We start from the raw sequence: 20,803 nt of genomic DNA, 5'->3' as shown, positions 1-20,803 counted from the left end.
CCGCTCCGGACCACCGGCCGGTGGTGGGCTGAGCGCGCAGTTCTCCCCCAGGCTTCGCCTGGGAGGTGCCCCCACGCGCCCCTGGTGGTTGCGCCGCGCGGCAAGCGCATGCTCAGGCGTCGAGGCCGATCGCGAAGGCGGCTTCGAGGTCGTGCTGGGAGTACGTGCGGAAAGCCACATGCGTGTCCGTGGCCTCGACGCCGGGGATCTTGCTGATGCGGCCGGGAATGATGTCGGCCAGCTCGTCGTGCTTGCCGACGCGGACGAGGGCGATGAGATCGTACGTGCCGGTCACCGAGTAGACCTCGCTGACGTTGTCGAGCGCGGCGATCGACTCGGCGATCTCGGGGATCTTGTCCACGGTGGTCTTGATGAGCACGATCGCGGTGATCACGGCTGCGCGTCTCCTTGGGTCGTCCCGGCGATGACGCTCAGCTTAGACCGGGGCCGGTAGCAGGCCCACGCCCAGCAGAAGCCAAGGGCGAAGCCCACGACGTGGGCGAGGTAGGCCACCCCCGGGCCCGCGGCGGCGGACTGCGCGGCGAACCACTGGAGCACGAACCAGAAGCCGAGCACCACCCACGCGGGGAAGCGCAGTGGGACGAAGAAGAGGAAGGGGAACAGGCTCGTGACGCGGGCCCGGGGATAGAGGTAGAGGTACGCCCCGAGGGCGCCGGAGATCGCGCCGGACGCGCCGACGAGGCTCTGCGTGTCGGTGGTGTGGGCGAGGGCGAAGCCGTACGTGGCGAGGTAGCCGGCGGCGAGGTAGAAGAGGGCGAAGCGCACCCGGCCCATGCGGTTCTCGACGTTGTCGCCGAAGACGTAGAGGAAGAGCATGTTGCCGATCAGATGCAGCCAGCTGCCGTGCAGGAACATCGACGTGAACACGGAGAGGTACGGCGACAGCGGGTACGGGTCGGCGTCGCCGCAGCCGGCGGGCAGCCCGAGGGCGGCCGCGGAGGGGCGGGCGTGGAACAGCTCGGCGGGGACCACGCCCCAGCGGTCGAACCAGAGCGCCTGGCGGCAGGCGAGGGTGTGCCCGGTGCCGTAGGCGGGGAGGAAGCCGGACAGCGGGCCGAGCAGGAAGACGGCGGTGCACAGGGCGATCAGCCCGTACGTGACGACCGGCGTACGGCGGACCGGGTTCTTGTCGTACACCGGGATGACCATGGATCGATCATGACGCAGCGGGCGTAACGGACATAGGCCGCCTCGCCGCAGCGCGGCCTGTGCGAAAGGCCGTAGGGTGACCGGGACGCACGCTCCCGACAGGAAGAGGTACCAGCCATGCCGGTTCCCCTGCCGACCGCGACCACGCGGTGGCGCTGCACGCTGTGCGGAAACCTGACGCGTTTCGACGTCACCCGCTCCTCGCGGGTCGTGGAGTACGTGCACCTGGACCTGGCGGGCGAGCCGTCCGTCGAGGAGACCGAGGTGCTGTCCGAGACCGTGGAGTCGGTGCGCTGCCGCTGGTGCAACGCGGTGGACCGGATCGAGCTGGTCGACCGCCCCGGCGCCGCCGCGGACGGTGACGACGGGAACAGCAGTGCGGAAAGTGCCGCCGGGAGCGGTTCCGCGTCTGGCTGAGGCCCGGACGGGGACAATAGAAGCAGGCGTTGTCATCGAAGGGGGCCGGGAGGACGCCGAGGGTGGTCGGCAGATTCGGACGGGAGTGACTGGTGGACGGAAGCGGCGGTTTTCCGCGCCCCGGGACGGACGGGGCCGCGGCGGAGCCTGCCGGGCCGTCGGCCGGTGAGCCGTCCGGTGCCGGCGCTGCGGAGCGGACCGGCCCGCCCGAGCCCTCCGACGCGCACGGCGGCCCCGACGAGCCCGCGCTCGACCGGCCGCTTCCCGAGGGCGTACGCCACCGGGTGGTGGCCATCGCCGCCGACGCCTTCGGCGGTTTCACCTACCAGGAACTGCCCGTCTCGCTGCGCCCCTACGCCCGCTTCACGCCCAGCCGCCGGGTGAAGTACGCCGGCACCGCGCTGGCCGCGGCCCTGGAGCACGACCCGGCCTTCCGGCAGCGGGTGGCGGGCAAGCTGCGCGAGACGCAGGCCGAACTCGCGGGGGCGCTGGAGGACGGCACCCCGCCGCCCGCCGCCGACCCGCTGGACGTCGCCGCCGCCGCGTATCTGCTGCGCCCGGCGGGCTGGGCGAAGCTGGTGGCGACCGCGGGCGAGGAGGCGCAGCGCGCCGACGCCGAGCGGGCCGACGAGGAGGCGCTGCGCGAGCTGGCCGCGCTGCGTATCGAGGTCGAGGCGCTGCACGAGCACGGCAGGGCCGAGGCCGCGCGGGCGAGGGCCGAGCTGGAGTCCGTACGCAAGGAGGGCGACGCGCTGCACCGCAAGCTGCGCAGCGCCCTCAGCGACGTCAAGCGCGCGGAGGCCGCGCAGCGGCGTCTGCAGGCGGAGGTCGACGAGCTGCGTACGGCGGCCGCGCAGGAGCGGGCGGCCGCCGACAGCGAGGCCCGCCGGCTGCGTGCCCGGCTCGCGGAGGCCGAGGCGGCGGTCGAGGCCGGCCGCCGGGCGGCGCGCGAGGGACGCAGTGTGGAGGACGTCCGGCTGCGGCTGCTGCTCGACACCGTGCTGGACGCGGCCTCCGGGCTGCGCCGCGAACTGGCCCTGCCGCCGCGGGACACCATGGGTGTGCTGCCCGCGGACACCGTGGACGCGGTCGCGCCGGGGACGTTCAGCGCGCGGGACATCGCCACCCGGGCGCTGTCCGCCGACGACCCGGCGCTGCTGGACCAGTTGCTGGCGCTGCCGCAGGCGCATCTGGTGGTCGACGGCTACAACGTGACGAAGACCGGCTATCCGGCGCTGCCGCTGGAGAAGCAGCGGCTGCGGCTGCTCGGCGGGCTCGCCGCGCTCGCCGCGCAGTCCGGCGCCGAGGTGACGTGCGTCTTCGACGGCGCGGACCTGGACATGCCGGTGCTGCTGGCGCCGCCGCGCGGGGTGCGGGTGCTGTTCAGCAAGGCCGGGGAGACCGCGGACGAGCTGATCCGGCGGCTGGTGCGGGCCGAGCCGCCGGGGCGGCAGATCGTCGTCGTCTCCGCGGACCGCGAGGTCGCCGACGGTGTCGCCAAGGCCGGGGCCCGCCCGGTCGCCTCGACGCTGCTGCTGCGCCGTCTCGCCCGGGTCTGACCCCGGCCGTCCGGGGCCGAACCCGGTACCTCCGCAGGCCCGTTCACCCTGCTCGTACGCCCGTACGGGTGTTCACTAGCGCACCAGTGCGCACGCTGTGTCAATCGGTCATCACGCTGTGTCGAAAGCATGTAAAGAAAACTTGAACCGGTCGAGATTTTGCCTTCCGGGATTTGAACCGATCACGGAAAGGTCACTAAGGTCAGGCCTCGTACCTCCGCGCAGTCGATCATCCAATCCGGATGGCGCTCGGAGGCCGCCCGCCAGTCGTCAACCGGTAGGCGGCTGAAGGAAGAAGGAGCTCGCCTTCGTGGCGTCCCACCGTCGACCCAAGCCGGCAAGCCGCACGCGCGTGACCGTGCTGACCGCGACCGCAGCGGCGGCCGTCGCACTGTCCGCCCAGGCTGCCAACGCCGCCCCCGCCAAGCCGAGCAAGCCCACCACGGTCAAGGACGCCAAGGCCCAGGTGGACGTGCTCTACACGCAGGCGGAGCAGGCCACCGAGAAGTACGACGCGGCGAACGAGAAGCTCAAGTCGCTCCAGACCGAGGCGAGTTCCCTTCAGGACCAGGTGGCCCGGCAGCAGGCGCACCTCAACACGCTGCGCGACGGCCTCGGCGTGATCGCGGCCTCGCAGTACCGGACCGGCGGAATCGACCCGTCGCTCCAGCTCTTCCTCTCGTCCAACCCGGACAGCTACCTCGACCAGGCCTCCGCGCTGGACCAGGTCAGCTCGATCCAGAGCAGCGCCCTCACCCAGCTCCAGGACGCCAAGCGGACCCTGGACCAGGAGCGGGCGCAGGCCACGGCGAAGCTCGCCGAACTGGAGTCCACCAAGACCGAGCTGGCCAAGCGCAAGACCGAGGCCAAGGACAAGCTCGCGCAGGCGCAGTCCATCCTCAACGGGCTCACCAGCGCGCAGCGCCAGCAGATAGCCAACGACCAGGCCCGCGCCAACCGCGACACCGGCCGTGCCCCGCTCGGTGGCACGGCCGCCAGCAAGTACGCGTCCAGCGCCTTCTCGTTCGCGCAGTCCAAAATAGGCAAGTCCTATGTGTACGGCGGCTCCGGCCCCAACACCTTCGACTGCTCCGGCCTCACCTCCTGGGCCTACCGCCAGGCCGGGGTGTCCATCCCGCGCACCGCGGCCGAGCAGGCCAACGCCGGAACGCGCATCTACTCCAAGTCCGACCTCAAGGTCGGCGACCTCATCATCTTCTACAGCGACCACCACCACGTCGGCTTCTACGCCGGCGACGGCATGGTGCTGCACGCCCCCAAGCCGGGCACGGTCGTGCGCTACGAGGCGATGAGCAACATGCCCTTCCAGTTCGGCGTCCGCATCTGAGCGTCACCCCCTCCTTGCGGGGTTGACCCGCACCACCGCCCGGACGCTACGGCGTTCGGGTGGTGCCGTTTCCGGCCCCGACCGCCCGCGAGCCCGCTGACCTGCGACGCGACCACCCCCGCGCAGATGTGCGGTTTGCCCGGGTACCCCTCGTGTTTGTACGGTACGTGCCCGGATGACTACTGTCGGCTGCCGTGGCATCCCATCGACGCGCACCGCAGCCGGGCCCCGCCGCCCGCACCACCCGGCTCACCGTGCTCACCGCCGCGGCCGCGGCCACCGCGGCGCTCACCGGCGGCACCGCCCAGACCGCCGCCGCCGACCCGTCCGCGACGGCCGCCGGCACCACCGCCCGCCTCGACCGGCTCTACCAGCAGGCCGAAGCGGCCACCCAGGCGTACGACGCCGCCACCGAGCGCACCGGGCAGCTGAACGCCGACCTCGCCACGCTCCAGCAGCGCGCTGCGCAGGGCCAGCAGCAGGTCAACGAACTCCGCACCGGCCTCGGCCTGATCGCCGCCGCGCAGTACCGCGGCGGCGCCATCGACCCCACCCTCGCGCTGCTCCTGTCCGACGACCCGCGCGGCTTCCTCGACCAGGCCGCGACCCTCAGCCGCCTCGGCGCCCGGCAGGCCGGCCGGCTCGACGAACTGCGCTCCGCCCAGCAGGCCCTGGACAGCCAGCGCGCCCAGGCCGCCGCCAAGGTCGCCGAACTCAGCCAGGCCACCGCCGAACTGGCCCGCCGCAAGGCCGCCGTCCAGCACGACCTCGCCGAGGCCCAGCGGCTCCTGCACACCCTCCCCGCCGCCGAGCAGGCCCGCTACACCCCCGACCGCGCCTCCCGCTCCTTCCCGCCGCTGCCGCCCCTCGCCGACCTGCCCGCCGCCTCCGGCCGCGCCGCCCTCGCCGTCGCCGCCGCCCGCCAGGTCCTCGGCGCCCCCTACGTCTGGGGCGCGACCGGCCCGCACTCCTTCGACTGCTCGGGCCTGATGCAGTACTCCTACGCCCGCGCCGGGGTCTCCCTCCCGCGCACCTCCCAGGAGCAGGCGCACGCCGGCCGCCGCGTCCCGCTCTCCCAGGCCCGCCCCGGCGACCTCGTCATCTACCGCAACGACGCCAGCCATGTCGCGATGTACGTCGGCGGCGGCCGCGTCATCCACGCCCCCTACCCCGGCGCCCGGGTCCGCTACGACCCGGTGTCGATGATGCCCGTCACGGCCGTGGTGCGCCCGTAGGGCGAGCGGCGGGGCCCGGCCCCGTACGATCGCCCCATGACCGCGCCGCTCACGAGACGTTCCGCGATCGGCGTCCTGGCGGGCGCGGCCGCCGCGCTGACCGCCTGCACCGGCGGACACCCGGGCACGTCCGCGCAGCCGGCCGCCATCACCGACCCCGCCCTCCAGCGCCTCCTGACCCGGCGCGCGACCGCCCTCCTGCACCGCGACCGGCGGGCCTTCCTCGCGGACGTCGATCCGCGCGCGACCCGCTACCGCGCCGCCCAGCAGCGGATGTTCGACGACATCGCCGACGTCCCGCTCGCCGCCTGGTCCTACCGCCTCGTCCGCACCGGCGCCTTCCCGCTGCCGCCCTCCGCCGACGCCTCCGGCACCGCGCGCACCGCCGCCGAGGTCGAGCTGGGCTACCGGCTGCGCGGCTACGACGCCCGGCCGGTCGTCGCCACCGAGTACCTGACGTTCACCCGCCGCGACGGCCGCTGGTACGTGGCCGCCGACGACGACGGGACCTCGGCGGGCAAGCACACCGCCGTCCAGCTGTGGGACCAGGGCAAGGTCACGGTCGTGCGCGGAACCCACAGCCTCGTGCTGGGGCTCGTCGACACCGCCACCCTGCGCCGCTACGCCGCCGACGCCGACCGCGCCGTGCCGCAGGTGCAGCGGGCCTGGGGGAAGGCGGGCTGGCCCGGCAGCGTCGTCGTCGAGGCCCCGAAGACCCTCGACCAGCTCGGCGCGCTGCTCGCCGCGAACCCCGACGACTACCGCGACATCGCCGCCGTCACCACGGGCGAACTGGGCGGCATCGCCGCCGCCCCCGCCGACCGGGTGCTCGTCAACCCCGCCGCCTTCGGCCGCCTGTCCGCCTTCGGCCGGCAGGTCGTGCTCACCCACGAGACCACCCACGTCGCGACCCGGCTCGCCACCACCTCCCACACCCCGCTGTGGCTCTCCGAAGGCTTCGCCGACTGGGTCGCCTACCGCGACACGGGCCGCACCGCCCCGCAGATCGCCCCCGAACTCGCCCAGGACGTCACCTCCGGCCACGTCCCCGCCGCCCTCCCGGCCAACGCCGACTTCCGCCCCACCGCGCCCGCGCTCCCGCAGGCGTACGAGGGCGGCTGGCTCGCCAACCGGCTCATCGCGGACCAGTGGTCCCCGGCGACGCTCACCGCCGTCTACCGCGCGGCCGGCACGGGCACCCCGCTGGACACCGTCCTCCAGGCACACCTGCACCTGAGCCTCGCCGCCTTCACCGCCCGCTGGCGCGCATACGTCCGCCAGGAGCTGACGTGAGCGCGGGCAGGCGCCGCGGCGCCGGGGGAGACCGGGGTGCCCGGGGCGGACAGCCCGAACGGCGGGACGATGCCGCGACCGGCGGCCCGGGACACCAGGGGGACGCACGATGAACCGGCCGGAACCGCCGCCCGACACCCCGGCGGCGGAGGACTTCAGCCCCGAGCACGTCGCCCGCGCCCGCGCGCTGCGCCAAGGCGTGTGGCCCGTCGCCCTCGCCGGACGCGCCGCGAACCTCGCGCTCCTCCTCACCCTCGGCCTCACCCCCGCCGGGGCCCGGCTCGTCGCCGCGTTCGGCGGGTCCTGGGCCGGGCGCACGGCGGGCGCCGCGGTCACCCTCGTCCTGCTGCCCCAGCTCCTCACCCTGCCCTTCGCCGCCCGCGGCCGCGTCGTACGGGCCCGCTTCGGCCTCGTCACCCAGAACTGGCGCGGCTGGGCCGCGGACCAGCTGCGCGGCCTGCTCATCTCGCTGCCGCTGCTCGCCGGAGCGCTCTTCGCGGTGTACGCGCTCGCGGGCGTCACCCGCTGGTGGTGGGCGTGGGCCGCGCTCGGCGCCGCGGCCGTCACCGTCGTGCTCTCCTGGGCGGCGCCCGTCCTCTTCGAACCGCTCTTCAACCGCTTCACGCCCATGCCCGCGGGGCCGCTGCGGGACGCGCTGCTCGCACTCGCCGCGCGGGACGGCGTCGCCGTACGCGATGTGCTCGTCGCCGACGCGTCGCGCCGCACCACGGCGCTCAACGCGTACGTCTCCGGCTTCGGCCGGACGCGGCGGATCGTCGCCTACGACACGCTCCTGACCACGGCGGAGCCGCGCGAGGTCGAACTCGTCGTGGCCCACGAACTCGGCCACGTCGTCCACCGCGACGTCGCCCGCGGCACCGCGCTCGGCGCGGTCGGGGCCGCGCTCGGGGTGGGCCTGCTCGCCCTCGTCGTGACCTGGTCCCCGCTGCTCGCCGCCGCGGGTGTCGGGCACTTCGCCGATCCGCGGTCCGCGTGGCTCCTCGCGGCCGCCGCCGCGACCGGCGGCGCCCTCGCCGGGCCCTTCGGCTGCGCGCTCTCCCGCCGGGTGGAGCGGCGCGCCGACCGGCACGCGCTCGCCCTCACGGGGGACGCGGCCGGGTTCATCGCCATGCAGTGCCGCCTCACGGCGGTGAACGTCGCGGAGCCGTCGCCCCCGCGCCTCCTCCACCTCCTGTGGGGTACGCACCCCACGCCCGCGTCCCGCATCGCCCTCGCCCGCGCCACCCCCTGACGGGGGTCACCTCGACGCCGCGGGCTGCGTGGTGCGGTTCGCCGCGCGACCTTCTGCCGGTGGGGGCTGAGCGCGCAGTTCCCCGTGCCCCTGAAAACGAGAACTCTCCCCCGCGCAGTGAACAACGGGTGCCGACCCACCCCGCGCGAACCGGAAGAGGCAGCCCGAGGCGGAAGCCCCCGCGGAGGTAGGGTCGGGCGGGATGGAGAAGACCCTGATCGTCACCAATGACTTTCCGCCGCGGCAGGGCGGGATCCAGTCGTTCGTGCACAGCATGGCCCTGCGGCTCGACCCCGCGAAGGTCGTCGTCTACGCCTCGACGTGGCGCGACGGCACGGAAGTCGCCCGGTTCGACGCCGAACAGCCCTTTCCCGTGGTGCGGGACCGCACCAAGATGCTGCTTCCGACGCCTCGCGTCACCCGCACCGCCGTCAAGCTGCTGCAGGCGCACGGCTGCTCGTCCGTGTGGTTCGGCGCCGCGGCCCCGCTGGGCCTGATGGCCCCGGCGCTGCGGAAGGCGGGAGCGTCCCGCCTCGTCGGCACGACGCACGGCCACGAGGCGGCCTGGGCCCAACTGCCGGGCAGCCGCGCCCTGCTGCGCCGTATCGGCGAGGGCACCGACACGCTCACGTACCTCGGCGAGTACACGAGGTCGCGGATCGCCTCCGCGCTCACCGAGCGGGCGGCGGCGCGCATGGTGCACCTGCCGCCGGGGGTGAACGAGAAGACGTTCCACCCGGGCTCGGGCGGCGCGGTGGTGCGGGCGCGGCTGGGGCTCACGGACCGGCCGGTGGTGGTGTGCGTGTCACGGCTGGTGCCGCGCAAGGGCCAGGACACCCTGATCCTCGCGCTGCCGCGCATCCTGCGGGACCAGCCGGACGCCGCGCTGCTGATCGTGGGCGGCGGCCCGTACCGCGGCGAGCTGGAGACGCTCGCGGAGCGGACAGGCGTCGCGGGCGCGGTGCGCTTCACCGGGCCGGTGCCGGAGGCGGAGCTGCCCGCGCACTTCGGCGCGGGCGACGTCTTCGCGATGCCGTGCCGGACCCGGCGCGGCGGCCTGGACGTGGAGGGGCTCGGGATCGTCTACCTGGAGGCGTCGGCGACCGGGCTGCCGGTCGTCGCGGGCGACTCGGGCGGGGCCCCCGACGCGGTGCTGCCCGGCGAGACGGGGTGGGTGGTGCCCGGCGGTTCCCCGGAGCTGGCGGCCGAACGCATCCTGGCGCTGCTCCGGGACGCGGACCTGCGCCGCACGATGGGGGAGCGGGGCCGGGCGTGGGTGCACGAGGCCTGGCGCTGGGACCTGCTGGCGGACCGCCTGCGCGATCTGCTCTGAGGGGCCGGGCCCGCGGGCCGGTGCGACGTGCTCACCGGCCCCGCGGCGACCGGGCCTCAGGCCCGCGGCACGCGCAGCGCGGCGAGCACCGGCAGGTGGTCGGTCGCCGCGTGCAGGTCCGCGTGCGTGACGCCCGGGACGGAGTGCGGGACCCCGCACCCGAGCACCTGCACCGGCTTGGTCGTGAAGATCGCGTCGATCCGCTGGTAGGGCGGCCGGACGTTGGTGACCTCGCCGCCCCAGGGGGCGACGGCGAAGGCGTCCTGGAGCTCCGCCGCGATCCGGGCGAAGCCCGCCCGCTCGGGCGGCTCGTTGAAGTCGCCGCCGACGACGACGTTCGGCTCGCCCGTCGCGGCGACACGCTCCAGCAGCAGGCCCGCCTGCTCGTGCCGTTCGACGGGGTCGAGGCTCAGGTGCGTGCTGACGGCGGCGATCCGCGCGCCGCCGATCCGCAGCACCGCGGTGGCGAAACCGCGCTGGTGCAGCGGCGGGTTGTGCGGCAGCAGCACGTCCTCGGTGTGCTCGACGTGCGCGCGCAGGGACGACAGGATCATCGGCCCCGCGGCTGTCGCGCCCCCGGTCACGTGCACCAGACCGGTCGTACGGGCCAGGCGGGCCGCGGCCTTGCGCCACCGGAAGAACCGCGGGGCCTCCTGGACGAGGACGAGGTCGGGGGCGCAGGCACGGATCACCCGGGCCAGCGCCGCCGTGTCGTCCCGCATCGAACGGACGTTGTAGCTGAGCACGCGGACGATCGCCGAGTCGTGCTCGGTGGCGGAACTCGGCAGATCTTCCACGGTCATGTGATCAACCTAGCCCAGTCTCAGCCCTGCCGTGCGAGGTCGGCGGCGCCGACCAGCCCGGCCTTGCCGCCGAGTTGCGCGGCGAGCACCTGGGCGTGCGGACGCCATTCGCCGCCGATGAGCCAGCGCCGGAAGGACTTGCGGATCGGGTCGAGGACGAGTTCGCCCTCGTCCGACACTCCGCCGCCGACGATGAACGCCGACGGGTCGAAGAGCGAGGCCAGGTCGGCCAGGCCCGCGCCCGCCCAGCGGGCCAGCTCCCGGAAGGAGTCGACGGCGACCGGGTCGCCCTGCCGGGCGGCGGCGCTGATGTGCCGGCCCTCGATGCCGTCCACGGTGCCGTCGCCCAGCGCGAGCAGGGCCGCGGCGTTCTCCGGGGTGGCGTTGGCGCGCTGCTTGGCGTAGCGGACGAGCGCGCGGCCCGACGCGTACTGCTCCCAGCAGCCCTGGCTGCCGCAGCCGCACAGCAGCCCGTCCGGCACCACGCGGATGTGGCCGAACTCGGCGGCGACGCCGAACCGGCCGCGGCGCAGCTTGTTGCCGATGATGATGCCGCCGCCCAGGCCCGTACCGAGCGTGATGCAGATCACGTCGGAGTGGCCCTGCCCCGCGCCGAAGCGGTACTCGCCCCACGCGGCCGCGTTCGCGTCGTTCTCCACGACGACGGGGAGCCCGACGCGCTGCTCGACCTTGTCCTTGAGTGCTTCGTGCCGCCAGTTGATGTTGGGCGCGAAGAGCACGGTGGCGCGCTTGTCGTCGACGTAACCGGCGGCACCGATGCCGACGGCCTCGATCGTGTGACCGGTGCTGACCTGGCGTACCGCCTCGACGATCGCGTCGACGACGCCTTCGGGAGTCGGCGGCGTCGGCACCTTCACGGTCTCAAGGATCGAGCCTTCCTCGTCGACCACGCCGGCCGCGATCTTGGTGCCGCCGATGTCGACGCCGATGGTGAGTCCCATGTGTCCCTCAGTTTTCGGTCGTTCCCCGCTAAGAGAACCGTACCGGAGAGGGGGTCAGTCGAGGTCGATGTGTTCAGCGGTTGAACGCGCGGACCCCTCGCCGGACGTCCAGCGGGATTCCGCTCCGGCCACCGCGGACCGGTATGCCGCCAGCAATTCGGCCCCCGCGGCCGCGAGGTGGTCGAAGACGTCGGGATTCCGCTCCTTGATGGGTTCGACAACAGAACGCACTTGGGAGAGCATCCCCTGCGCCGCGACCTGCACCGCGGGGTTGCGCAGCGCGGCCAGCCGCTCACCCACCGCGTCGCCGACCGCCTCGGCGAGACGCCGCAGTTCCTCCGCCGCGCTGCCCTGGCCCGCCTCCGTGCGGCGCCGGGCGTGCTCGGCTGCGATGTCCTCGGCGCTGGCCTTCGCCCACGCGTCGGGGTCCGGCCGGTCGGTGGCTTCGCTCATGACGGTCTCCCAACGGGGCGCCGCGCTCGGGCCGCCTCCCTTCTCGACGGTACCCGAACGCCCGCCCGGACGGCCGGTGTCGGCACGGCCCTCCGGACGGCGGCGCGATCCGCGGTCAGCGCGGCCAGAGTCCCGGGTCGGGCGTGAAACGCACCCGCAGCACACCGTCCCGCAGCGCCGCGCCCTGTACGGTGCAGCGCCGCAGCGCGGACGGCAGCGGCAGGATGCGGCGGAAGCCCTCGGCGTCGACGACGAGTTCGTCCCCGCGCCGGACGAGGTCCAGCCCGTCCTTGCCCGCACCCGGCAGCGGCAGCGACCACTCCAGGTAGCCGTCCTCGGCGAGCCGGTCGACGACGGTCCAGGGGTCGCGTCCGGGGCCGGCCGTACCCGAACCTGCGACACCGGCTTTAGGAGAGCCGTGCTCCATCCCCCCGGCCTCCGCCGGGAACGGCACCGCCAGCGCCTCCTCCGGCAGCTCCGCCTCCCGGCCCAGGTGCGGCAGTTCGTGCAGCGGCGTGCCGTCGGCCTCGCAGGCCTGCGCGAAGGCCTTGACGCGGTCGTGCTGGGCTGCCGCGAGGGCGGCCGTGAACGGGTCGGCGGCGGCCGCGGGCAGCAGCCGGTTGACGGCCACCGTCGCGAGGCCGAGGCCGTGCAGGGCCAGGCCGGTGCGGGCCGTGCGCAGCGCTTCGGCGCCGTGGCCGGAGGGCTCGACGACCACCGTGACGGACGTGCCCGGCGCGTCGATGACGGCCTGGACGGCGGAGAGTTCGCGGTCCGCGCGGGCCGCGGCGTCGTACGCCCACTCCGCGGGCATGGGCACCCCCGCGAGCTGGGCCAGCACCGGGCGCAGGGCGCGGGCGGCCTGCCGGTCGGCGGGCAGCAGCCGGGCGAGGTAGCGGCGCAGCTGGCCGGGCAGCGCGAGCAGTGTCACGGCTTCCCGTACCGGCGGCAGGTCGACGACGACGAGCCCCCACCCCGCGTCCTGCGCCGCCCGTACGGCCCGCAGCAGCGCGAGCGCCTCCGCGCCGGGCAGCGGCGTCAGCTCCTCCGGGTCCAGCGGCGCGGCGCCGAGCAGCGCGAGCAGGGTGCCGCCGCGGGACTGGAGGTCGAGCAGCGCGTCCTGGAAGGCGCCGCCGGGGTCGGTGCGGCGTACCGTCAGGCCGGGCACCGCGTCGTCGAGGGCCGCGGCCGCGGTGCGGTCGCCGGTCAGCAGCAGCGTGCGGGTCCCGCCGCGGGCGGCCGCGGCGGCGGTGGCGGCGGCGACCGTGGTGCGGCCCGCTCCTCCGCCGCCGGTGACCAGCAGGGTGCGTACGGTGTCCGCGGGCATCAGCCCGTGGTCTCGGCGCCGGCGGCACCGGCGGCACCGGCCGCGGAGTCCTCGGGCCCGCCCGACTCGACGCGCTTCTTCAGCCCGGCCAGCGCCCGGTCGATGATGACCTTCTCGGCCTTGCGCTTGATCATGCCCAGCATGGGGATCTTGACGTCCACGGTGAGCTGGTAGGTGACCTCGGTGCGGCGGCCCCCGTCGAGCGGCACGAGCGCGTAGGAGCCGTCGAGGGTGCGCAGCATCTGCGACTTGACCAGCGACCAGTGCACCTCGTCGGCGCTCACCCAGGTGTAGGCGAGGGTGTGGTCGTCCTTGATGGCGCCCGCGTCGAGCAGCAGCCGCACCTGCTCGGCGCGCCCTTCCGCGTCCCGCGCGAGGACCTGGGCCTCCTTGACCTCGCCCGTCCACTCCGGGTAGCGGTCGAAGTCGGCGATGACGCCCATGACAGCGGCCGGGGCCGCCTCGATCGTGATGCTCGACCGTGTGTGTTCCGCCATCGCCGTGGCCCTCCAGGACTACTGGTGCAGGATGCCCCCGAAGGCTACCGCGCCCAGGTGGGAGCGGGCCGCGTGCGCCGCCCCGGCCGCGGGGGCCGCCTCACCATTCCAGGACCCACGGCTTACGGGTGTGGTTGAAGTGGCCGACGTTGATGCATTCGGTACGGCCGATCCGGGTGCGGGCCAGCAGCGGCTGGTGGACGTGGCCGAAGAGCGCGTACTTCGGCTGCACGCTGCGCACCGCGTCCAGCAGCGCCTCGCTGCCGCGCTCGAAGCGGCGCGCCACCGTGTCGTAGCACAGCTCGGGCAGCGCGGGCGGGATGTGCGAGCACAGCACGTCCACCGTGCCGAGCGCGGCGACCTTGGCGGCGTACTCCTCCTCGCCGATCTCGTACGGGGTGCGCATCGAGGTGCGCAGGCCGCCGCCGACGAAGCCGAAGACCAGGCCGCCCAGCTCCACCGTCGCGCCGTCCAGCACCGTCGTGCCGGGACCGGCGTACTCCGGCCACAGGCCGGGGATGTCGACGTTGCCGTACGTGGCGTAGGTCGGGGTGGGGAAGGCGGCGAAGAGCTCGGCGTACTGCTTGCGCACCGCGCTCTCGATCGCGGCCCGGCGGTCGATGCCCGCCCACAGCTGCGCGTCCAGCAGCCGTGCCTCGTCGAAGCGGCGGGCGGTGCGCAGCTCCACCATGCGGTCGGCGTTCTCGACGCCGAACAGGTCGGGGAAGATGCCCCGCGCGTGGTCGGCGTAGTCGAGGAAGAGGATCAGGTCGCCGAGGCACACCAGCGCGTCCGCGCCCTGTCCTGCCTGGGCCAGCGCCTGCGTCGCGCCATGGACGTCGCTCACCACATGCACCCGCATGACCTCACCTTATAGCGCCGCGCCGCGCGCCCCCAGACCACCGTCCACCTGCGGATCCGCAAGCGGCTGGACTACTCTTCCGGCGTCGGCCCACCCGCGCCGGCCGGCGCGTGTGACGCTGGGAACATCTCCCGTGCGCCCCCTACCGCCGGAGCTTTACCGATGGGTAACGTCCAGTAGGTCCCCCCGCCTTCCCTCCGGGTGCGCCGTGGCACCGATGAGGAGCAGCCGCCTTGCGTGAGTTCAGCCTTCCGGCCCTGTACGAGGTCCCCGCCGACGGCAACCTGACGGATCTGATCCGCCGCAACGCCGCCCAGCACCCGGACACACCCGTCCTCGGCCGCAAGGATCCGGCCGGCCACTGGCAGGACGTCACCGCGAGAACCTTCCTCGCCGAGGTGCGGTCCGCCGCCCGCGGCCTGGTCGCCGAGGGCGTGCAGCCCGGCGACCGGGTCGCCCTGATGTCCCGCACCCGCTACGAGTGGACGCTGCTGGACTTCGCGGTGTGGAGCGCGGGCGCGGTCACCGTGCCCGTCTACGAGACGTCCTCGCCCGAGCAGATCGAGTGGATCCTCGCCGACTCCGGGGCGGTCGCCGTCGTCGTCGAGTCGGACGCGCACGAGCGGGCCGTGGAGTCCGTACGGGAGCGGCTGCCGCTGCTCAAGCACGTGTGGCGGATCGACACCGGCGCGGTGGAGGCGCTCGCGGCCGCGGGCACCGGGGTCTCCGACGCCGTCCTGGACGAGCGCGGCGCCGCCGCCAACGCCGACTCGCCCGCGACCATCGTCTACACCTCCGGCACCACCGGCCGCCCCAAGGGCTGCGTGCTCAGCCACCGCAGCTTCTTCGCCGAGTGCGGCAACGTCCTGGAGCGCCTCGCCCCGCTCTTCCGCACCGGCGAGTCCTCGATCCTGCTCTTCCTGCCGCTCGCGCACGTGCTGGGGCGGCTCGCCGAGGTCGCCAGTGTCATGGCGCCGATCCGGCTCGGCCACGTCCCCGACGTCAAGAACCTCACCGAGGACCTCCAGGGCTTCCGGCCCACCCTGATCCTCGGGGTGCCGCGGGTCTTCGAGAAGGTCTACAACACCGCCCGCGCCACCGCGCAGGCCGGCGGCAAGGGGAAGATCTTCGACCGGGCCGCCGCCACCGCCGTCGCCTACAGCCGCGCCCTGGACACCCCGGCCGGTCCGTCGCTGAAGCTGCGGATGACGCACAGGCTCTTCGACCGGCTCGTCTACGCCAAGCTGCGCGCGGTGCTCGGCGGCCGGGCCACCCACGCCATCTCCGGCGGCGCCCCGCTCGGCGAGCGGCTCGGCCACTTCTACCGCGGCATCGGCTTCACCGTGCTGGAGGGCTACGGTCTGACCGAGTCCTGCGCGGCCACCGCCTTCAACCCGTGGGACCGCCCCAAGATGGGCACCGTCGGCCAGCCGCTGCCCGGCTCGACCATCCGCATCTCCGACGACGGCGAGGTGCTGCTGTACGGCGAGCACCTCTTCACCGGGTACTGGAACAACGAGCCGGCCACCGTCGAGGCGATCGGCGACGGCTGGTTCCACACCGGCGACATCGGCACTCTCGACGAGGACGGCTACCTCACGATCACCGGCCGCAAGAAGGAGATCATCGTCACCGCGGGCGGCAAGAACGTCGCCCCCGCGGTGATCGAGGACCGGATCCGGGCGCACGCGCTCGTCGCCGAGTGCATGGTCGTCGGCGACGGCCGCCCCTTCGTCGGCGCGCTCGTCACGCTCGACGAGGAGTTCCTGCCGCGCTGGGCCGAGCAGCACGGCAAGGCGGGCCGCACGGTCGCCGAACTCGCCGACGACCCGGATCTGCTGGCCGCCGTGCAGCAGGCCGTAGACGAGGGCAACGCGGCGGTCTCGCGCGCCGAGTCGGTGCGCAAGTTCCGCATCCTGCCGGGGCAGTTCACCGAGGAGTCCGGGCACCTCACGCCGTCGCTGAAGCTCAAGCGCTCGGTGGTGCTCGCCGACTACGCGGCCGAGGTCGAGGCGCTGTACACCCGCTGAGCCCCGCGGGGCTCAGACGACCGCGCCGCGCCCCGGGTCGTCGTCCTCGTCCTCACCGGTGCGCATCCGCGCCACCAGCGTCGCGAAGCCGCCGAGGAAGCCGCCGACGCCCACCGTCGCCGCCCACCAGGTCATCTCGATCTGGAAGAGCACGAAGGCGAGCAGCAGCAGCGGCCCGCCCAGCACCGCGATCCAGGCGAACTTGGTCGTGACGTCCGCCTCCGGCAGCGGCGGCGGCTCGGGCGGCACGTAGTGCGCGTCCTCCTCGTCGTCGGCCAGCTCGTAGTCGCGCGGCCCGCGGATCACCGGGTGGATCACGATCGTCCGGTCGGACGGCGGCGGCACGGTGCTCACCGCCGCCGGGTCGGCCGGGTCGGGACCCGGCTCGGGCTCGGCGTCCGCGGCGGCGGCCGCCTTCGCCGGGGACACGTTCTCCGCCTCCGGCCAGACCACGGTGCCGGGCTCCGGCTCCTCGTCGTAGCCCGCGACGAGCGCGGCCCAGACCGCCTCCTCGTCCAGCGGGGTGTCCGGGCGCGGCGGCTCCTCCTCGTGCGGAGCGGTGCCCTCGTCCTCGCGGTCAGCCACCGGCGGTGCCCTCCTTCAGCGTGTCGCCCGCCCCGTCCGCGGCCCGCGGCGCGGTGAGGCGCTCGACGAAGGCGTACGACTCCGCGAAGATCCGCTCGGCGTCGTTGTCCAGGGTGGCGACGTGGAAGCTGTTCTCCAGGACGATCTCCGTCACGTCCGTGGACGACACCGAATGCAGCACGACCGCCGAGTTCGACGGATCCACCACATGGTCCACCCGGCTGTGCAGGAGCAGCAGCGGCTGCGTCACCTGCGGCAGCCCGGCCCGCGCCACCGGCCACAGCTGGTTCATGGCGTGCACCCCGTTCAGCGGGGCGCGCCCGTAGCCCGTCTCGGTGACGCCCTCGCGCGCGATGTCGCTCGCGATGCCCTTGACCGACGGCACGACGTGCCGCAGCACCGCCGCCGCCCGCAGCTTCGGGCTGTCCGCCTTCACCGACGGGTTGACCAGCACCAGACCGCTGATCGCCGTCCCGTGCTTGGCCGCGAGCCGCAGCGCGAGCGTGCCGCCCATCGACAGCCCGCCGACGAAGACCCGCGAGCAGCGGTCGCCCAGCGCGAGCAGCTCGCGCTCCACCTCGGCGTACCAGTCCTGCCAGCCGGTCATCGCCATGTCCTGCCACCGGGTGCCGTGCCCCGGCAGCAGCGGCACCGACACCGTCAGGCCGCGGTCGGCCAGATACCCGGCCCACGGGCGCAGCGACTGCGGCGTGCCGGTGAAACCGTGACAGAGCAGCACGCCGGTCCCTCCGCCGTCATGGCGGTACGGTTCGGCTCCTGGCAGCAGCGGCACCGCTGGGCTCCTGTTCTGAAGGGTCCGAGGGTGTTTCCGGGGGCTCCGCGGGCGTGAAACCGCGAACCCGGGTACACGAGGTACACGGAGGTCGGATGTTCAGCGTACGCGGCTGCGATACCTGGCGGTAAGCCCCGTCAGGGCCAGCCGTACCCGCCCCGTGGCGCTAAGGTCGGTGCGACGGCTACAGGAGGTCCGGGTTGTTCTACGGCGCGATGAAGATCGCCATCGGTTCGCCGCTCAAGGCGGCCTTCCGGCCCTGGGTCGAGGGCCTGGAGCACATCCCCGCCGAGGGTCCCGCGATCCTCGCGAGCAACCACCTGTCCTTCTCGGACTCCTTCTTCCTGCCCGCGGTGCTCGACCGCAAGGTCACCTTCATCGCGAAGGAGGAGTACTTCAACTCACCGGGCGTCAAGGGCAAGCTGACCGCCGCCTTCTTCAAGGGCGTCGGCCAGCTCCCCGTCGACCGCTCCGGCGCCCGCGGCGCGGGTGAGGCCGCCGTCAAGAGCGGCGTCGCCGTCCTGGCCCGCGGTGAGCTGTTCGGCATCTACCCCGAGGGCACGCGCTCCCCGGACGGCCGCCTGTACCGGGGCAAGCCCGGCGGCCTCGCCCGCGTCGCGCTGGCCAGCGGGGCGCCGGTCATCCCGGTGGCGATGATCGACACGGAGAAGGTGCAGCCGGTCGGGAAGGTCGTCCCGAAACTCTCGGTCCGGCCCGGGATCCGGATCGGCAAGCCGCTGGACTTCTCCCGCTACGCGGGGATGGAGGCCGACCGCTTCATCCTGCGCTCCATCACGGACGAGGTCATGTACGAGATCATGAAGCTGTCCGGCCAGGAGTACGTCGACATCTACGCGACGGCGGCCAAACGACTCCTCGCCGAGTCCGCGAAGTCCTCCGCCGCTCCGCCCACCGCGTAGGGTCCGCGCCCCCGGAAAACGCGCGCCCGGCACGGGCTAGGCTCGCCCCCCGAGGGGGGAGACATGCGCATGTCGGTGGAGGGCCCGCTGTGGCGGGCCCTGGTGGCGTACCGGGTACTGACCTGCGCGTACGCGATCGCCGTCTTCGTCTACGCCTACGACGACCTGAAGCACCCGCTCATCGGCGGGATCTACCTGGGCGTCCTGGGGGTGTGGACCCTGTCCACGCTCGGCCGGGTGCGCTCGGCCGAGCGCTGCACGCGCGGCTTCCTCGCGATCGACCTCACACTCGCGCTGCTGGGGATACTCCTCACGATGGTCGTGGACACCCACGCCCGTATCGAGGAGGGCGCGTTCACGCTGCCGTCGATCTGGACGGCCGGCTCGGTGCTGGCCTTCGCGGTCAAGGGCGGGTGGCGGTGGGCGGCGGTGGCGTCCTCGCTGGTGGCGGTCGCGGATCTGGTGGAGCGCGGCAGCGGCGCCGGGCGGGACACGCTGCGCAACGTCCTGCTGGTGTGGGTCGCGAGCATCGGCATCGGCTACGTCGTCGAGGTGGCCCGGATCAGTGAGCGCACGCTCGCGCGGGCGCTGCAGATCGAGGCGGCCACCCGGGAGCGGGAACGGCTCGCGCGGGACATCCACGACGGCGTGCTCCAGGTGCTGGCGATGGTGCAGCGGCGCGGTGACCAGGCCGGAGGAGAGGCCGCGGAGCTGGGCCGGATGGCGGGCGAGCAGGAGGTGGCGCTGCGCGGTCTGATCAGCGGCGCGCCGGTGCCCGCGCCGCGCACCGGGGAGGAGCCCGCGGGACCCCCGGGCCCCGCGGACCTGCGGGCGCTGCTCGCGCCGTACGCGTCGGCCCGGGTGACGCTGTCGGCGCCGGGCACCCCCGTCACGGTGGAGCCGGCGGCGGGCGCGGAGCTGGCGGCGGCGGTGGGGGCGGCGCTGGACAACGTGGCGGTGCACGCCGGGGACGGGGCGCGAGCCTGGATCCTGGTGGAGGACGAGCCGGACGCGCTGCTGGTGACCGTGCGGGACGACGGGCCCGGCATCCCCGAGGGGCGGCTCGACGCGGCCGCGGCGGAGGGGCGGCTCGGGGCGGCCCAGTCGATCCGCGGCCGGCTGCGGGATCTGGGCGGCAGCGCGCAGTGGCTGTCGCTGCCCGGCGAGGGCACCGAGGTGGAGCTGCGGCTGCCGAAGGCGCGGCAGAAGGCCGGTACGAGCGGAGGGGGAACGGGATGACGGCCGAGGACGGGGCGGCGCGGCCGCCGCAGGTCACGGTGATGGTGGTGGACGACCACCCGATGTGGCGGGACGCGGTGGCCCGCGACCTGGGCGAGGCGGGTTTCCGGGTGGTGGCGACCGCGGGCGACGGGCCCGAGGCGATCCGCCGGGCGCGGGCCGCCCGCCCGCAGGTGCTGGTGCTGGACCTCAACCTGCCGGGCGCTTCCGGCGTGCGGGTCTGCAAGGAGGTCCTCGCGGTCGATCCGGCGGTGCGGGTGCTGGTGCTGTCGGCGAGCGGCGAGCACACGGACGTACTGGAAGCGGTCAAATCCGGGGCGACCGGCTATCTGCTCAAATCGGCCGGGCGGGAGGAGCTGGTGGACGCCGTGCGCAGGACGGCGGTGGGCGACCCGGTCTTCACTCCCGGCCTGGCCGGGCTGGTGCTGGGCGAGTACCGGCGGCTGGCCACCGATCCGCCGCCGGCCGCGGCGGACGGCCCCGCGGCGCCACGGCTGACCGAGCGCGAGACGGAGGTGCTGCGGCTGGTCGCGAAGGGGCTGAGCTACAAGCAGATCGCCGCCCGCCTGGTCATTTCGCACCGAACGGTGCAGAACCATGTCCAGAACACCCTCGGAAAGCTCCAGTTGCACAACCGTGTGGAGCTTGTCCGATATGCGATCGAAGCCGGGCTCGACGACGATCGGTAGACTTGCACGGACGGCGACATGTGACCCAAGTCACGC

Annotated in this window: 21 protein-coding genes; 11 read left to right on the top strand and 10 right to left on the bottom strand. The window is 74.2% G+C overall.

Annotated features, from left to right (window positions below):
- Nucleotides 1-112 precede the first annotated feature (112 nt).
- The gene (locus tag ACWERV_RS22435; RefSeq protein WP_452935699.1) at nt 113-394 is read right to left on the bottom strand and encodes an Lrp/AsnC family transcriptional regulator; all 282 of its coding nucleotides are present in this window, start codon (nt 392-394) and stop codon (nt 113-115) included.
- A complete protein-coding gene (locus ACWERV_RS22430) occupies nt 391-1,170 on the bottom strand; it encodes a rhomboid family intramembrane serine protease (RefSeq protein ID WP_452935697.1) in 780 nt (259 codons plus the stop codon). The genes ACWERV_RS22435 and ACWERV_RS22430 overlap by 4 nt, the downstream gene beginning before the upstream one ends.
- Nucleotides 1,171-1,287: 117 nt before the next feature.
- Between ACWERV_RS22430 and ACWERV_RS22425 the strand changes: the two genes are divergently transcribed.
- From ACWERV_RS22425 to ACWERV_RS22395, 7 genes are all read left to right on the top strand, one after another.
- Nucleotides 1,288-1,587: a hypothetical protein gene (locus ACWERV_RS22425; RefSeq protein WP_398191106.1), complete on the top strand. Its 300-nt coding sequence runs from the start codon at nt 1,288-1,290 to the stop codon at nt 1,585-1,587.
- A 284-nt stretch (nt 1,588-1,871) separates the two neighbouring features.
- Nucleotides 1,872-3,146, top strand: a complete 1,275-nt coding sequence (locus tag ACWERV_RS22420; RefSeq protein ID WP_452935730.1) for an NYN domain-containing protein — start codon at nt 1,872-1,874, stop codon at nt 3,144-3,146.
- A 310-nt stretch (nt 3,147-3,456) separates the two neighbouring features.
- Complete coding sequence (locus ACWERV_RS22415) at nt 3,457-4,494, top strand: NlpC/P60 family protein (RefSeq protein WP_452935695.1); 1,038 nt, start codon at nt 3,457-3,459, stop codon at nt 4,492-4,494.
- A gap of 194 nt (nt 4,495-4,688) precedes the next feature.
- Nucleotides 4,689-5,729: an NlpC/P60 family protein gene (locus ACWERV_RS22410; protein WP_452935693.1), complete on the top strand. Its 1,041-nt coding sequence runs from the start codon at nt 4,689-4,691 to the stop codon at nt 5,727-5,729.
- Between the two features lie 36 nt (nt 5,730-5,765).
- Entirely contained in the window at nt 5,766-7,022 is a 1,257-nt protein-coding gene (locus ACWERV_RS22405) for a hypothetical protein (RefSeq protein ID WP_452935690.1), read from the top strand.
- Nucleotides 7,023-7,131: 109 nt separating this feature from the next.
- Entirely contained in the window at nt 7,132-8,274 is a 1,143-nt protein-coding gene (locus ACWERV_RS22400; protein ID WP_452935687.1) for a M48 family metalloprotease, read from the top strand.
- Nucleotides 8,275-8,476: 202 nt separating this feature from the next.
- On the top strand, nt 8,477-9,607 hold the full coding sequence (locus tag ACWERV_RS22395; RefSeq protein ID WP_452935686.1) for a glycosyltransferase family 4 protein: 1,131 nt from the start codon (nt 8,477-8,479) through the stop codon (nt 9,605-9,607).
- Between the two features lie 56 nt (nt 9,608-9,663).
- On the opposite strand, the gene ACWERV_RS22390 is transcribed toward ACWERV_RS22395, so the two are convergent.
- From ACWERV_RS22390 to ACWERV_RS22365, 6 genes are all read right to left on the bottom strand, one after another.
- Entirely contained in the window at nt 9,664-10,410 is a 747-nt protein-coding gene (locus ACWERV_RS22390) for an endonuclease/exonuclease/phosphatase family protein (protein ID WP_398191127.1), read from the bottom strand.
- A 20-nt stretch (nt 10,411-10,430) separates the two neighbouring features.
- Nucleotides 10,431-11,372: an ROK family glucokinase gene (locus ACWERV_RS22385; protein WP_452935682.1), complete on the bottom strand. Its 942-nt coding sequence runs from the start codon at nt 11,370-11,372 to the stop codon at nt 10,431-10,433.
- A 54-nt stretch (nt 11,373-11,426) separates the two neighbouring features.
- Entirely contained in the window at nt 11,427-11,825 is a 399-nt protein-coding gene (locus tag ACWERV_RS22380; RefSeq protein WP_398191131.1) for a DUF5304 family protein, read from the bottom strand.
- A 115-nt stretch (nt 11,826-11,940) separates the two neighbouring features.
- Nucleotides 11,941-13,152, bottom strand: a complete 1,212-nt coding sequence (locus tag ACWERV_RS22375) for an ArsA-related P-loop ATPase (protein WP_452935680.1) — start codon at nt 13,150-13,152, stop codon at nt 11,941-11,943.
- Nucleotides 13,152-13,649 carry an SRPBCC family protein gene (locus ACWERV_RS22370; protein WP_452935677.1) on the bottom strand — a complete coding sequence of 166 codons (498 nt, stop codon included), beginning with the start codon at nt 13,647-13,649 and terminating at the stop codon, nt 13,152-13,154. Before ACWERV_RS22370 ends, ACWERV_RS22375 begins: the two co-directional genes overlap by 1 nt.
- Nucleotides 13,650-13,749: 100 nt before the next feature.
- On the bottom strand, nt 13,750-14,511 hold the full coding sequence (locus ACWERV_RS22365; RefSeq protein WP_398191140.1) for a metallophosphoesterase family protein: 762 nt from the start codon (nt 14,509-14,511) through the stop codon (nt 13,750-13,752).
- 233 nt (nt 14,512-14,744) lie between these two features.
- Between ACWERV_RS22365 and ACWERV_RS22360 the strand changes: the two genes are divergently transcribed.
- Nucleotides 14,745-16,541: an AMP-dependent synthetase/ligase gene (locus ACWERV_RS22360; protein WP_452935675.1), complete on the top strand. Its 1,797-nt coding sequence runs from the start codon at nt 14,745-14,747 to the stop codon at nt 16,539-16,541.
- A 12-nt stretch (nt 16,542-16,553) separates the two neighbouring features.
- On the opposite strand, the gene ACWERV_RS22355 is transcribed toward ACWERV_RS22360, so the two are convergent.
- Both ACWERV_RS22355 and ACWERV_RS22350 read right to left on the bottom strand, forming a co-directional pair.
- Nucleotides 16,554-17,126: a hypothetical protein gene (locus ACWERV_RS22355; protein ID WP_452935672.1), complete on the bottom strand. Its 573-nt coding sequence runs from the start codon at nt 17,124-17,126 to the stop codon at nt 16,554-16,556.
- A complete protein-coding gene (locus ACWERV_RS22350) occupies nt 17,119-17,919 on the bottom strand; it encodes an alpha/beta hydrolase (protein WP_398191149.1) in 801 nt (266 codons plus the stop codon). Before ACWERV_RS22350 ends, ACWERV_RS22355 begins: the two co-directional genes overlap by 8 nt.
- 200 nt (nt 17,920-18,119) lie before the next feature.
- Between ACWERV_RS22350 and ACWERV_RS22345 the strand changes: the two genes are divergently transcribed.
- The 3 genes from ACWERV_RS22345 to ACWERV_RS22335 all read left to right on the top strand — a co-directional run bounded on the left by ACWERV_RS22345 (nt 18,120) and on the right by ACWERV_RS22335 (nt 20,767).
- Entirely contained in the window at nt 18,120-18,839 is a 720-nt protein-coding gene (locus ACWERV_RS22345) for a lysophospholipid acyltransferase family protein (RefSeq protein WP_452935669.1), read from the top strand.
- Between the two features lie 63 nt (nt 18,840-18,902).
- Nucleotides 18,903-20,078: a MacS family sensor histidine kinase gene (macS, locus tag ACWERV_RS22340; RefSeq protein ID WP_452935667.1), complete on the top strand. Its 1,176-nt coding sequence runs from the start codon at nt 18,903-18,905 to the stop codon at nt 20,076-20,078.
- Nucleotides 20,075-20,767, top strand: a complete 693-nt coding sequence (locus tag ACWERV_RS22335) for a response regulator (RefSeq protein ID WP_452935664.1) — start codon at nt 20,075-20,077, stop codon at nt 20,765-20,767. Before macS ends, ACWERV_RS22335 begins: the two co-directional genes overlap by 4 nt.
- The last annotated feature ends 36 nt before the right edge of the window (nt 20,768-20,803 follow it).

Source organism: Streptomyces sp. NPDC004031 (genome assembly GCF_053604375.1).
Note: the sequence above shows the minus strand (reverse complement) of the source record. Positions and strands in the feature narration are given on the sequence as shown.

What these genes read in the sequence shown, in the direction of transcription:
- ACWERV_RS22425 (WP_398191106.1), top strand. Translation starts at nt 1,288, where the DNA reads ATGCCGGTTCCCCTGCCGACCGCGACCACGCGGTGGCGCTGCACGCTG.
- ACWERV_RS22405 (WP_452935690.1), top strand. Translation starts at nt 5,766, where the DNA reads ATGACCGCGCCGCTCACGAGACGTTCCGCGATCGGCGTCCTGGCGGGC.
- ACWERV_RS22365 (WP_398191140.1), bottom strand. Translation starts at nt 14,511, where the DNA reads ATGCGGGTGCATGTGGTGAGCGACGTCCATGGCGCGACGCAGGCGCTG.
- ACWERV_RS22400 (WP_452935687.1), top strand. Translation starts at nt 7,132, where the DNA reads ATGAACCGGCCGGAACCGCCGCCCGACACCCCGGCGGCGGAGGACTTC.
- ACWERV_RS22390 (WP_398191127.1), bottom strand. Translation starts at nt 10,410, where the DNA reads ATGACCGTGGAAGATCTGCCGAGTTCCGCCACCGAGCACGACTCGGCG.
- ACWERV_RS22370 (WP_452935677.1), bottom strand. Translation starts at nt 13,649, where the DNA reads ATGGCGGAACACACACGGTCGAGCATCACGATCGAGGCGGCCCCGGCC.
- ACWERV_RS22380 (WP_398191131.1), bottom strand. Translation starts at nt 11,825, where the DNA reads ATGAGCGAAGCCACCGACCGGCCGGACCCCGACGCGTGGGCGAAGGCC.
- macS (WP_452935667.1), top strand. Translation starts at nt 18,903, where the DNA reads ATGCGCATGTCGGTGGAGGGCCCGCTGTGGCGGGCCCTGGTGGCGTAC.
- ACWERV_RS22375 (WP_452935680.1), bottom strand. Translation starts at nt 13,152, where the DNA reads ATGCCCGCGGACACCGTACGCACCCTGCTGGTCACCGGCGGCGGAGGA.
- ACWERV_RS22430 (WP_452935697.1), bottom strand. Translation starts at nt 1,170, where the DNA reads ATGGTCATCCCGGTGTACGACAAGAACCCGGTCCGCCGTACGCCGGTC.
- ACWERV_RS22335 (WP_452935664.1), top strand. Translation starts at nt 20,075, where the DNA reads ATGACGGCCGAGGACGGGGCGGCGCGGCCGCCGCAGGTCACGGTGATG.
- ACWERV_RS22395 (WP_452935686.1), top strand. Translation starts at nt 8,477, where the DNA reads ATGGAGAAGACCCTGATCGTCACCAATGACTTTCCGCCGCGGCAGGGC.
- ACWERV_RS22385 (WP_452935682.1), bottom strand. Translation starts at nt 11,372, where the DNA reads ATGGGACTCACCATCGGCGTCGACATCGGCGGCACCAAGATCGCGGCC.